Raw genomic sequence first — 12,177 nt, 5'->3', positions numbered from 1 at the left:
ACTGTATGGTCCAGGTGTGAAACTCACCGCGAAGGGCCGTGCCACCCGTCAGCGCATCATCGAGGGCGCCGCGCAGCACCTGCGCAGCGAGGACGCGAGCGGCGTGACGCTCGACGACATCCGGGCGATCACCGGCACGAGCAAGGGGCAGATCTTCCACTACTTCCCGGACGGGAAGGAGGAGCTGTTCCTGGAGGTCGCGAAGTACGAGGCCGATCGGGTCCTCGAAGACCAGCAACCTCACCTCGGCGCGCTGACGTCGTGGCCGGCCTGGGAGCGGTGGCGTGACTCGGTGGTCGCCCGCTACCGCGCCCAGGGCCGGTCGTGCCCGCTGGGCACGCTGCTAGGGCAGGTGGTCACCACACCGGGGGCTGCCGAGGTGGTCACCGTGATGACGGAGCAGTGGCAGGCCCACGTGCGGGCCGGCATCGCCGCGATGCAGGCCGCCGGGCTGGTGCGCCCGGAACTGGACGGCAGCCGGGTGGCCGGCGCGTTCATCGCGGGCATCCAGGGCGGCGTCCAGATGCTCAGGTCCACCGGTGACACCTGGCACCTGGAGGCCGCGCTGGACACGTTGATCGAGCACCTGAAGCGCTGAACTCCTGGACTTGCCGGTCCAAAAACAGGTGCCTAACGTCGCTGGCATGTCGCTTCGTCTGCAGGGCAGGACCGCCCTCGTCACCGGTTCCACCAGCAACATCGGCCGCGCGATCGCCGTCGCGTTCGCGGCGCAGGGCGCGCGCGTCGTCGTCTCCGGCCGTGACGAGGAACGCGGCGCCGCCGTCGTCGCCCAGATCCGGGAGAACGGCGGCCGGGCCGATTTCGTGCGTGCCTCGCTCGACGGCAACGCTGCCGCCAGCCGCGAGCTGGCCGCAGCCGCCACCGAGGTGCTCGGCCGGGTCGACGTGCTCGTCAACAACGCCGGCATCTACCCGCCGGCCTCCACGGCGACCACCGACGAGGAGACCTTCGACCGCGTCTACGGCGTCAACGTGAAGGCGCCCTTCTTCCTCACCCAGGCGCTCGTGCCGGCGATGATCGGCACCGGCGGGGGTGTCGTGATCAACCTCGGCTCCTGGATCGCGCGCCTGGCCGTGGGCTCACCGCTCTACAGCTCCACCAAGGGCGCCATGGAGACGATGACCCGCGCCTGGGCCGCCGAGTTCGGTCCTCAGGGCGTGCGCGTGAACGCGATCTCGCCGGGCGTCATCGCCTCCGCGGACTGGGACGACGAGATCCGGCGGCTCAGCGACCGGATGATGCAGGGCAGCCCGGCCGGCCAGTCCGGGAACCCGGACGCGATCGCGGCCGCGGCGGTGTACCTCGCGTCGGACGAGTCCGCGTTCGTGCACGGCACGGTGATCGACGTGGACGGTGGCCGGACCGGGGTCGCCGTGGTCGCGGGCGGATGAGCCCGGGGTTGTCCGACTTCGGTCTGGAGGAGATCATCCTCAGGTAGGACGCGCACCGGCGACCGCAGGGTGACGCGGGACGAGCCGCCGGGGCAGCAGGGTCTGGGGCGTGCAGACGTCAACGGCGACCCTCTCCCGCCCGCTCGCACCGGCACCCGCGGCAGAGGTGCTGCGCTGGACCGGGTTCGGCGGCGCGGTGCTGCTCACCGGGGGCGCGTGGGCGGTGGCGACGAGAGCGGGAGCCCTCGGGCTGGCCGCGGCGATCGCGGGTGTCGGCCTGGTCGTGCTGGCGTGGGTGATGCTCGGCCGGGCGCGCAAACCACGGCGACCTGGCTGCGGCGGACGCTCACGACCTGGTGCGCGCCGCTCGTGGTGGCGCCGCCGTTGTTCAGCCTCGACGTGTACAGCTACCTCGCGCAGGGTGAGGTGGCGGCCCGCGGGTCCGACCCGAACGTGGTCAGCCCGGCCGTCGGAGCGAGCGCCGAGGCGGTGGCGCGGGTCAGCGGCTACTGGCGGGAGACCGCGTCGCCCTACGGACCGCTGTTCGGCACGGTCGAACGCGGGATCGCCCAGGTCACCGGCGGTGACCCGGTCGCGGGCGTCGCGCTCTACCGGCTGGCCGCCGTGCTGGGCCTGCTGCTCGTGGTGTGGGCGGTGCCACGGCTGGCCGCGCTCGCCGGCACGTCGGAACGCACGGCCTTGTGGCTGGGTGTGCTGAACCCCTTGGGTGCTCTGGCACCTCATCGGCGGTGTGCACAACGACGCCCTGATGCTCGGACTCATGCTCGCCGGCACCGTGATCGCGTTGGAAGCACTCCAAGACACCCGGTGGTGGCCGTTCACCGCCGGAGTCGTGCTCATCGCGCTCGGCGCACAGGTGAAGCTGCCCGCACTGGTGGCGCTGGCGGTCGTCGGCACGGCACTGGCCCGGCGGCTCGGCGGCGGCCTGGCCAGGTTCACGCTGAGTGGTGTCACCATGGTCGTGGTGGCCGTGCTGGTGTCGGTGGTGACCTCGCTGGCCGGCCAGGCGGGATTCGGCTGGTTGCAGGCGCTCGGGACGCCCTCGAAGGTGCCGAGCTGGATGGCGCCGAGCAACTGGCCGGGCTTCTTGACCGGTGCGGTGTTCGGTGCGGAGAGTGGCCAGGCGATGATCTCCGCGGGACGGGTCGCCGGGCTCGTGCTGGTCCTGTGCGGGATCGCGGTGGTGCTGACACGCCAGCTGCGGGGCGGGATCTCCGAGGTGATGGCGCTGGGGCTGATGATGAGCGTGATCGTGGTGCTGGGCCCGGTGGTGCAGCCGTGGTACCTGCTGTGGGCGGTCCTGCCGCTCGCGGCGGCGGGCGTGTGGCGGACGAAGATCGCCGCGGTGGTCACGGTGTTCGCCCTGCTGGTGCCGCCGCTCGCGGGCGACTTCGCCGGACGGGTGGCCGAGCTGGTGGTCGGTTACGGCGCCGGGCTCGCGGTCGTGGCCTGCGCGTTCCTCGTGCTGCGGCACGTTCTGGGCCGGGTTTCCGTTCGGCGGCGCCCTGGCGGTGAGCTTCCCGCCGCGGACGATGTGGTGGCTGGCGGTGCCGGCGTTCCTGGTGCTGTGGCTCGCGCTGCAGGGCGGCCGGCCGGGGCGGCTCGGGTTCGTGTTCGGGCTCGCGTTCTTCCGTGCTGTCGGCGTTGATGGCGGCGTTCATCTCGGCGGCGTTCGCGCTGTACCCGCTGGTCGCGCGGCTGCCGGCGGCACCGGTGTGGGTGGCCCTGCTGTTCGTGCTGCAGGAGACCGCGCGCGGTTTGATCCCGTTCAACGGCTTTCCGTGGGGCCGGGTGGCGTTCGGGCAGGTGGACGGGCCGTTCGGGCGGCTCGCCTCGGTCGGTGGCGCGCCGCTGGTGACGTTCGCCGTGGTGGTGACCGGGTTCGGGCTGGCGGCGTGGCTGCCGCGGTGGCGCGAGTGGCGCCGGGCGTGGGCGCTGGTGCCGGTGCTGGCCGCGGTGGTGATCACCGTGCCGGTGCAGGCGGAGAATGGCACGAAGACCGTCGCCGTCGTGCAGGGCAACGCGCCGGACATCGGCCTCGGCCTGCTCGAGGCGGGCGCCGAGCTGCGGGAGAACCACCTGCGCAAGACCGCCGAGCTGGCCGCGCGACCCGGTCCGAAACCCGATCTCGTGGTGTGGCCGGAGAGCGCGACCCGCACCGGCGACCGCGACCCGGTGCTGGACCGGATGGTCGACGACCTCGGCGTGCCCGTGCTGGTGAGCGCGTTGAAGGACGGGCAGAACGCGGTGATCGCCTGGCGCCCCGGCACCGGCAGCGGCGAGCTGTACGCGAAGCAGGAGCTCGTGCCGTTCGCCGAGCACATCCCGCTGCGCCCGTTGGCCAGGCTGGTCACGCCGTTCGCCGACCAGCAGGACCTCGAGGCGGGGAGCGAGCCCGGCGTGCTGAACGTCGCGGACACCCGCGTGGGCCTCGGGATCTGCTACGAGGTCGCCTACGACTACGTGCTGCGCGAGACGGTGGCGGAGGGCGCGCAGCTGCTCGTCGTGCCGACCAACAACGCCTGGTACGGCCGTGGCGAGATGACCTACCAGCAGCTCGGGATGGCCCGGCTGCGCGCGATCGAGCACGGCAGGGCGGTCGTGGTCGCGGCGATCAGCGGGGTGAGCGCGGTGGTGCGGCCGGACGGCAGCGTCGTGCAGTCGACCGGCATGTTCACCGAGGACCTGATGGTGGGCACCGTGCCGTTGCGGTCCTCGCTCACCATCGCCACGCGGATCGGCGGCCCGCTGCACGTCGTGTTCACCGCCGCCGCGTTCATGGCGTGCCTCGTCGGCCTGTTGCGCCGCCGCGAACCGAAGTGGGTGCACCTGCGCAACGCGGAGTGACCGGGTGTCACCCGATGCGGTCGAGCCGCCGGTAAGCCGGTGTCACAGCGTCGATCCGGGGTAACTCGTCGTCCGTCCACCCGGTACTCCACAAAGGACGGCGACGATGAAGAAGACCGCACTGGCCGCGTTGTTCGCAACGGTCCCGCTGGTGCTCGCGCCCACCGCGGCGAGCGCGTTCGCCTGCTATGACAACCTGTCCAGCTCGGTCGGCACGATGACCACCATCGTGCGCGAGGAGTTCATCAAGCCCGTGTGCCAGGCGCAGCTGCAACCAGGGACCGAGCGCGAGGACCTGACACAGTTGAGGGACGTCGTCATCCCGAAGGCGATCGACAACCTCGCCGGGATGAAGCTGATCTTCGAACGGGCGAAGCCGGTGCTCGACGGCCTGATCGAGAAGTGCTACTCGCCGCAGGACTTCTGCAGCCCTGACGCCATCGGCCGCGCCGTCAAGTGCATCAAGGCCGAGCTGCCGAGCATCGCGGCGGCGGTGATGAGCCCGAGCACGCTCACGGAGTCCTGTGACGGGTTCGAGGCGGTGGCCAAGACCGATCCGGAGGCGCTCCGCGTGCGTGCCCGGACCGCGGCCGAGTCGTACATCGCCTATCTGCGCGGCTAGTGGTGCGACCCAGCACATTGGCGAGGTGATCCACGCTCAGCAGGGCACCTCGTGGTGTCGCCCCCACGCCCCCATACGTCCAGTGTGAAGACGTGGGGGCGACACCACGATGCACCCGTCTGACCGCGAATTCCCCCGGCAACGTTCTGCGCCACACCACTAGTGCGGGTCGGAGGCGTTGAGGGCGGCGACGACCTGGTCGTAGTCGCCCCGCGCCTCGCCGTAGCGCAGGAACTTGACCCGCTCGACCTGGATCTCCCGCGCCTCCGGCTGCGCCTCGATGATGCTCATGACCTCGGCGACGTACTCGTCGAGCGGCATGGCGTGCTCGTTCTCCGCGTGGCCGGGCAGCAGGTCCGTCCGCACCGCCGGCGGCTCCAGCTCGGTGATCTTGACCGAGGTATCGGCGAGCTGCAGCCGCAACGTCTCGCTGAGCATGTGGATCGCGGCCTTGGTGGCGTTGTAGCTGGGCGTGATCTTCAACGGCGCGAAGGCGAGCCCCGACGACACGGTCATGATGGTGGCGTCCGGACGCGTCTGCAGGTGCTCGACGAACGCACCGATGAGGCGAATCGGCCCGAGGAGGTTCGTCGTCACCGTGCTCTCCGCCGACTCGAGGAACGTCTCAGGCCGGTGCCAGTCCTCCACGCGCATAACGCCCGCCATGGTGATGAGGACGTTCAACTCGGGGAACCGCGCCAGCACGTCCTTGGCCGCGTCCTTGATGCTCTCCGGGTCGGCCGTGTCGATCCGCACGGTCTCGACACCGGGGTGCTCGGCGGCGAGCTTCTCCAGCAGCTCGGTCCGCCGGCCGCCGACGACCACGGAGTTGCCGCGCTCCCGCAGGGCGAGGGCGAGCGCCAGGCCGATGCCGCTGGTGGCGCCGGGGATGAAGACGGTGTTTCCGGTGATGTCCATGGCAAGAGCTTCTGCCGTTCGCGAGGGGTGCGGCAGAGAGCGGTTGTCGGGGGATCGGCGATCCCTGGTTAACGCCCGTGCGACCCCGATACTGGAGCCATGGATCGTGCGGAACTCGCGGCCTTCCTCCGCCGCCGCCGGGAAGAGCTCAGGCCAGAGGACGTCGGTCTGCCCGTGGGCGCCCGTAGGCGAGCGGCAGGCCTCAGGCGTGAGGAAGTCGCATCGCTCGCAGCGATGTCCACGGACTACTACACGCGCCTGGAACAACAACGCGGCCCGCAACCCAGCGAGCACATGCTCGCCTCCCTGGCCCGCGCCCTGCGCCTGACCGACGACGCCCGCAACTACCTGTTCCGGGTCGCCGGCCGCAACGCCCCGTCCCCGTCGGTCACCAGCACGCACGTCGCCCCCGCACTGCAACGGGTCCTCGACCGCCTCACCGACACGCCCGCGCTGATCCTGTCCAACCTGAGCGAGGTGCTGATGCAGAACCGCCACGCGGCCGCCCTGTACGGCGACTCGTCGAAGTTCACCGGCCTCGCCCGCAGCGGCATCTACCGCTGGTTCACCGACCCCGGCGAACGCCTGATCTACCCGGAACGCGACCGCGACCGCCAGTCGCGCACCCAGGTCGCGAACCTGCGCGCGGCATACGGCTCGATGGGCCCGCACTCACGTGCGGGCGAGTTGGTGCGTGTGCTGACACGAGAGAGTGCCGAGTTCGCCTCGCTGTGGGAGCGACACGAGGTGGCGAAGCGCTACGAGGACCACAAGGTGCTGGTGCACCCGCAGCTCGGCGAGATCGAGGTGGACTGCCAGGCGCTGTTCACCGAGGACCAGTCACAGGCGCTGCTGGTGCTGACCGCGCCGCCGCGCACGGAGGCGTCCGACAAGATCCAGCTCCTGGGCGTGCTGGGCCACGAGACGTTCGAGGACGTCAGGTAGGCCGGCACGCGGTGGCGTTCCGAGGTGGGCCCCGCAGCCGAAGCCGCAGGGCCCGCCCTGGTCCTAGAAGGTCAGCTTCCAGGCGTTGATGTAGCCGGTGTCGCTGCGGTACGTGTCCCGCACCTGCAGCTTCCACACCCCGTTCGCGACCTCGCTCGACGCGTTGGCCGTGTACGTCTCCACCACGTTGTCGGCGGAGTCGGTGGTGCTGGAGTTCTTCAGGCGGTAGGCGGTGCCGTCCGGGGCGATCAGGTCGATCACCAGGTCGCCGCGGAACGTGTGCACGACGTCGACGCCGACCTTCAGGGTGGCCGGGGCGTTGCCGGTGACGCCGGAGACGGTGATGGAGCTGGTCACGGCCGTGCCGAGGTCGGGGATGGCGACGTCGGCGGTGTTCTCGAAGGTGCGGCCGGGCGGGGTGGTGCCGCCGTCGACGGCGGCGAAGGCGTCGACGCGGCCCTCGCCGAAGAAGTTGTTCTTGGCGGCGGTGCCGTTGCAGCGGGTGTCGGAGCAGGACAGGTCGTCGGCCTGGGTGGCGAGCAGGGTGCGCAGCTGGGTGGTGGTGGCGGTCGGGTTGACCGACTTCAGGAGTGCGGCGACCCCCGCGACGTGCGGGGAGGCCATGGAGGTGCCGGACTTCGAGCCGAAGCGGCCGCCGGGGACGGTCGAGTAGACGTTGTCGCCGGGGGCGGCGACGTGCACCTTGTCGGTGCCGAAGTTGGAGAAGGACGACTTGGCGTTCGAGGAGGTGATCGACGAGACGCTGACCACGCCGGAGAGCTCGCCGGGCAGGCTCAGGCAGGCGTTGGTGACCGTGCGGGTAGCAGGGGTGGAGTCGTTGGGGCTGGTGGCGTCGGTGGTCTTGGCCGCCAGGTTGTAGTTCTCGTTGCCGGCGGCGGCGACGTTCAGCACGCCCTTGCCCTCGGCGTACGCGACGGCGCGCTTGACGCCCTCCAGGATCGCGTCCTGGTCGGCGTTGGTCGGGCAGTTGAACAGCCACGGGTCGGTGTAGTAGCTGTTGTTGGTCACCTCGAAGCCGCGGTCACCGGAGAAGACCATGGCGCAGATGGTGTTCTCCGGGAAGAACAGGCCGCTCGGCTTCTCCGCGATGCGCACCGAGGCGATCTTCACGCCCGGCGCGACGCCGACCATGCCCTTGCCGTTCTTGGCGGCCGCGATCGTGCCCGCGACGTGCGTGCCGTGCGTGTCCGTGTCGCGCCACGAGCCCGCGCGCGTGTCGAGCTTGCCGTAGGCGCACGACGCGGAGTTGGCCGCGTCGAAGTTCGCCTTGAGGTCGGCGTGCTGGTCGTCGACGCCGGTGTCGAGCACACCGACGGTCACGTTCGGCGAGCCCTGGTTGACCGTCCACGCCCGGTCGGCGCCGATCTGGCTCATGTCCGTGCGCACCGGCTCGCCGTCAGCTGGCGTGACCTGCGCCGGAGCCGTCGGGATGGCCGGGTTCGCCGCTTCGGCCGGCAAGTCGGACGTGCGGGTCGCGCCGACCTTCTGCACGCCGGTCACCGAACGCATCCGGGTCGCGAAGTCCGCCGACCCGGAGTGCGCCACGATGACGCCGATCGCGTCGTAGGAGGCCCAGACCGTGCCGCTGTTGCCCGCGACCGCCGTCTTGGCCCCGGCCGTGTCGCCCGGCGCGGTGATGACCAGGTACGACCGGTTGCCCGCCGCGGGTGCCGCCGTCGCCGGGATGGCCGCCGCCAGGACACCTGTGCCCACGACCGCGGCGATGACCGCGGCACGCAGGCGTGCTCTTGTACGCACGAACACGATTCCTCCAACACTCCCTGTGGGCTGACTCCGCGCTGAGCGCGCGGGGTGCAGGGGCCCGTTACGAGCAGAAGAGGTGCCACGGCGGCGTTAGGGACGCGCGGCGTTCAGAAACCCTACGAAAGTCGTGCCAGCCGGTCCGCCAGCCAGGCCAGCGAGAGCGGGTAGCGGTAGTCGATGCCGCCGTGACCTGCGTCGAACAGCTCGAAGTGGACTCGCTCGTCCGGCACACCCACGGCGGCCAGCTCCGCCCGGAAGGCCTCCGCGCCCAGGTCGAGCTGGTACTCGTCGCTGCGACCGGCGTCGATCCACACCGCGCGCAACGAGCGCAGCGCGTCGGCGTGGCGGGCGGCCATGCGCACCGGGTCCCAGTCGAGCCAGCGCTGCCACACGTCCGGCCGCAGCACGCCGGTGACCGGGTCGAACGGCAGCTCCGGGGTGCCGTCGTCGAGGGCGGAGAAGCAGGCCGCGACGCCGAGGGTGCTCAGCAGCGTGGCGTCCTCCGGCTTGGTGAACGCGGGACGGCCTTGGAAGTCGGCCCACCACGTGCGGATGTCGTGGTCATAGGCGCGTAGGTAGCGCACGGCCTTGGCGAAGTCGGGGAGGTAGCAGTACTCGTAGAGCGTGTCGCCGGCGTGGGTGGCGAGGGCGCCGAACAGGTCGGGGCGCAGCATCGGGGTGATCATCGCGCCGAAGCCGCCGGAGGACTTGCCGGTGATCGCGCGGGACTCGACGGCCGGGATGGTCCGGTAGTGCGCGTCCACCCACGGCACGATCTCGTCGCACAGGTACGAGTGGTAGCGGCCGGTGCCGGGGGAGTCGACGAACTGCGAACCGCCGTAGGTCGTCCACGCGTCGACGTACACCACCACACACGGTGGCGCGCCATTGGCGAACACGGCGTCGGCGGTCTCGATGAACGGCTGGCGGTACGGCATGCGGTTGGCCCACATGCCGAGGTGGCCCGTGTAGCCCTGGATCACGTAGACGGTCGGATAGCGCTCATCGGACGAGTCGTAGCCCGGCGGGACGTACACCCACAACGGGCGTTGGTGCGGATCGCCGAGCGGGTTGTCGCGCAGCAGCTCGGATTCGACGGTGTGCCGGTCGAGCCGGCCGGCGAGTTCGCCCTCCCACGGAAGCATGCACCCGAGTCAACCACGATCTTGCCGTTGGCTCGCGAACCTCGCTCGCGCACGGTCACCGCACAAGGCTTTGCACAGGCCTTAGCCTGGCCGTCGTGACGACATTGCTGCACCTCAGCGACCCCCACCTGGACGGCTCGCCGGAGCGCGCGGACCGGCTCAACGCCGTGCTCGACCTCCTGCCGCCGAACCGGCAACCGGACGCGATCGTGCTCACCGGCGACATCGCCGACAACGGCGTCGAACCCGAGTACGCGCAGTTCAGCGCCGTGATGGCGAGCCGGCTGCCGTGGCTCGCGGTGCCGGGCAACCACGACACGCCCGCACTTCTGCCCTCCGCTCCGACGCTCGACGTCGGCGACCTGCGCGTGATCGGGGTGGACGTGGTCGTGCCGGGGGAGAACCACGGCGAGCTGCGACCGGAAGAAGCCGGCCGCGTGGCCGAGCTCGCCACCGGTGCGCGGCGCACGGTGCTTGCGTTCCACCAGCCCCCGATGCGGATCGGGCACACCTACGTCGACCCGATGCGCCTGCTGAACGCGGACGCCTTGGCAGGACTGGTGAACCGGATCGGCACCGTCACGGCGATCCTCTGTGGACACATCCACACCGCGTGCACTGCGACGTTCGCCGGAGTGCCCGTCCTCGTGGCACCGGGCATCGTGTCCGCGGCCAACCTCGACGGCGACCACCCGGCCGCGAACCGCGACCACCCGCCGGGCATGGCCCTGCACCAGTTCACCGACCAGGGCATCGTCACGACGTTCCACTACGCCTGCTGACCGGCTTGGCCGGGTTCGCCCCGGCCCTGCTGCCGAGCGCTAGCTGGGACGCCACAACCGCAGCTGCAGCATCGCGGCGAACCGCGCGTCCGGGTCGGTCAGGTCGAGCTCACCCACCTCCGCGAGCCGCCGCAGCCGGTAGCGGAACGTGTTGGGGTGCACGAACACCGCGGCCGACGCGGCGGCCACGTCCCCGAACGCGTCCAGCCATGCGCTGAGCGTCTCGACCAGGTTGCCGTTGTGCCTGCGGTCGTACTCGATCAGGCGCGCGACGGGACCGGTGAGCGTGTCGCCGCGTTCGGCGATCAGGTCGGCGAGCTCCAGCAGCAGCCCCTCGCTGTGCACGTCGGACACCCGCGCGACCGCCTGCCGCGACCGCCCCGCCCGCAGCACCCGCAGCGCCAGGTCGGCACCGGCCTTCGCGCGGGCGAGGGTCAGGCCGTTGGCCACCGGGCTGACGCCCACGAGCACCCGACCGCCGATCCGGTTGCGGAAGTCCGTGGCGATGCGCAGCGCCCGGTCCTCCGACTCGGCCGGCAGGATCGCGTACGCCACGTCCCCGACCAGTGCTGCGGCGGCACGCGGGTGCACGGCCGTCAGGTGCATCGCGAACGCGTCGCGACCTGCTGCCGTTCGGCCAGCAGCCGCGCGTGCTCGGCCGGGGTCGGCGTGCGAGTCGGCCAGCCCAGCGCGAGCACCACGCAGTCCTGGTCGGTCAGGCCCAGCCGGCGCACCGCCTCCGCCGCGCCCGCACCGCCCTCGACCGCCGTGCTGACCAGGTCCGCGCGCAGCCTCCGTTCGACGTCGGCACCCGCCCGCTGCCGCATCAGGTGCAACGCCACGAGCTTCGCCGCGTCGCAGAACGCCAGCTCCCGGTCGGCGGGCAGCGGTTCGTGCACGGCCGCCCAGATCGACCCGAGCACCTCGTCCCCCGCGCGCACCGCCACCGCGACCCTGGGCAGGCACACCCCGCCCTCGTCGTCGGGCAGGTCCTCGATGTAGACGGGCTGGTCACTGCGGTAGAGCCGGCGGAACACCCCGCGTTCCTCCAGCAGCTGCGAGTACCGCGCGGGCACCTGCCGTCCCAGGATCGTCTCGACCCGGGAGGAGTCGGCCTGCTCCTGCCGCCCGGAGAACGCGAGCACCCGCGAGCTGCGGTCCTCGATCGTCACCGGCGCGTTGATCAGCGACGCGACGGCGTTGGCCAGCGTGAACAGGTCACCGGCCGGGGTGCCGCCGAGGGTCTCCGAGCCGGTGACCTCGCCCTCGGCCAGCAACGACCGCAGCAGCGCGGCGAGCTGCGTCCACGACGCACCGGGGGCGAGGCCCAGCAACGCCACCCCCGACCGGTCGGCGGCCGCGGTGACCTCGTCGGTGACCGCGACCGGCCGCGCACGACGCCCGCCGCCGCGCTCACCCAGCTCGGCGAGCCGCGCGCTGATCTCGGCCGGCTCCCGCACGCCGACGCCCAGCACCAGCGCGCACGGCGGCAGCACCTGGTCGTCGTGCGGGTCGTCGATCACCACGCCGCCGATCCCGCCCGCCCGGCTCGGATCGCCGCGCACCAGGTCGATCAGCGTGGTGCCGAGGTCGTCGAGCACACGCGCGAGGCCGGTTCGGTTGCTCACCCCACCACCGTGCCACGCCGACCGTCTACAGAGGAATCCCGCCCGTTCTCCTGGCGGCGTCTGCAAGTACTG

Annotated in this window: 10 protein-coding genes and 2 pseudogenes; 8 read left to right on the top strand and 4 right to left on the bottom strand. The window is 71.5% G+C overall.

The genetic code is table 11. The features are described 5' to 3' along the window. Window positions 1–16: 16 nt before the first annotated feature. The 6 genes and pseudogenes from BBK82_RS38475 (at window position 17) to BBK82_RS38455 (ending at window position 4,902) form a co-directional block, all read left to right on the top strand. Complete coding sequence (locus tag BBK82_RS38475; protein WP_065919334.1) at window positions 17–598, top strand: TetR/AcrR family transcriptional regulator; 582 nt, start codon at window positions 17–19, stop codon at window positions 596–598. A 46-nt stretch (window positions 599–644) separates the two neighbouring features. Next, entirely contained in the window at window positions 645–1,412 is a 768-nt protein-coding gene (locus BBK82_RS38470; RefSeq protein WP_065919333.1) for an SDR family NAD(P)-dependent oxidoreductase, read from the top strand. A 69-nt stretch (window positions 1,413–1,481) separates the two neighbouring features. Beyond that, window positions 1,482–2,087, top strand: a pseudogene (mptB, locus tag BBK82_RS56490) (polyprenol phosphomannose-dependent alpha 1,6 mannosyltransferase MptB); the annotation flags it as partial. 52 nt (window positions 2,088–2,139) lie between these two features. Further along, window positions 2,140–3,081 (top strand): polyprenol phosphomannose-dependent alpha 1,6 mannosyltransferase MptB, encoded by a 942-nt coding sequence (gene mptB / locus BBK82_RS55110; RefSeq protein WP_065919332.1) that lies wholly within the window; start codon window positions 2,140–2,142, stop codon window positions 3,079–3,081. Beyond that, window positions 3,066–4,280 carry an apolipoprotein N-acyltransferase gene (gene lnt, locus BBK82_RS38460; protein WP_065919331.1) on the top strand — a complete coding sequence of 405 codons (1,215 nt, stop codon included), beginning with the start codon at window positions 3,066–3,068 and terminating at the stop codon, window positions 4,278–4,280. The genes mptB (BBK82_RS55110) and lnt overlap by 16 nt, the downstream gene beginning before the upstream one ends. 106 nt (window positions 4,281–4,386) lie before the next feature. Further along, window positions 4,387–4,902, top strand: coding sequence for a hypothetical protein (locus BBK82_RS38455; protein WP_065919330.1), 516 nt, complete (start codon window positions 4,387–4,389; stop codon window positions 4,900–4,902). A gap of 159 nt (window positions 4,903–5,061) precedes the next feature. Here the strand turns inward: BBK82_RS38455 and BBK82_RS38450 are convergent, their stop codons facing one another. Beyond that, the gene (locus BBK82_RS38450; protein WP_065919329.1) at window positions 5,062–5,820 is read right to left on the bottom strand and encodes an SDR family oxidoreductase; all 759 of its coding nucleotides are present in this window, start codon (window positions 5,818–5,820) and stop codon (window positions 5,062–5,064) included. Window positions 5,821–5,919: 99 nt separating this feature from the next. On the opposite strand from BBK82_RS38450, the gene BBK82_RS38445 reads away from it, so the two are divergent. Next, window positions 5,920–6,765, top strand: a complete 846-nt coding sequence (locus BBK82_RS38445) for a helix-turn-helix transcriptional regulator (RefSeq protein ID WP_065919328.1) — start codon at window positions 5,920–5,922, stop codon at window positions 6,763–6,765. A gap of 63 nt (window positions 6,766–6,828) precedes the next feature. Here the strand turns inward: BBK82_RS38445 and BBK82_RS38440 are convergent, their stop codons facing one another. Further along, window positions 6,829–8,550 carry a S8 family peptidase gene (locus BBK82_RS38440; protein WP_237047805.1) on the bottom strand — a complete coding sequence of 574 codons (1,722 nt, stop codon included), beginning with the start codon at window positions 8,548–8,550 and terminating at the stop codon, window positions 6,829–6,831. 116 nt (window positions 8,551–8,666) lie between these two features. Further along, entirely contained in the window at window positions 8,667–9,695 is a 1,029-nt protein-coding gene (locus tag BBK82_RS38435; RefSeq protein ID WP_065919327.1) for an alpha/beta hydrolase-fold protein, read from the bottom strand. Window positions 9,696–9,790: 95 nt separating this feature from the next. Here BBK82_RS38435 and BBK82_RS38430 point away from each other — a divergent pair, with 95 nt between their 5' ends. Beyond that, on the top strand, window positions 9,791–10,477 hold the full coding sequence (locus BBK82_RS38430) for a metallophosphoesterase family protein (RefSeq protein ID WP_170068037.1): 687 nt from the start codon (window positions 9,791–9,793) through the stop codon (window positions 10,475–10,477). 39 nt (window positions 10,478–10,516) lie between these two features. Here the strand turns inward: BBK82_RS38430 and BBK82_RS38425 are convergent. Then, a pseudogene (locus tag BBK82_RS38425) lies at window positions 10,517–12,105 on the bottom strand (PucR family transcriptional regulator). Window positions 12,106–12,177 lie beyond the last annotated feature (72 nt).

This window comes from Lentzea guizhouensis (assembly GCF_001701025.1).
Taxonomy (GTDB): Bacteria; Actinomycetota; Actinomycetes; order Mycobacteriales; family Pseudonocardiaceae; genus Lentzea; species Lentzea guizhouensis.
The sequence above is the reverse complement of the archived record's forward strand: the minus strand, read 5'-3'. Positions and strand labels throughout refer to the sequence as shown.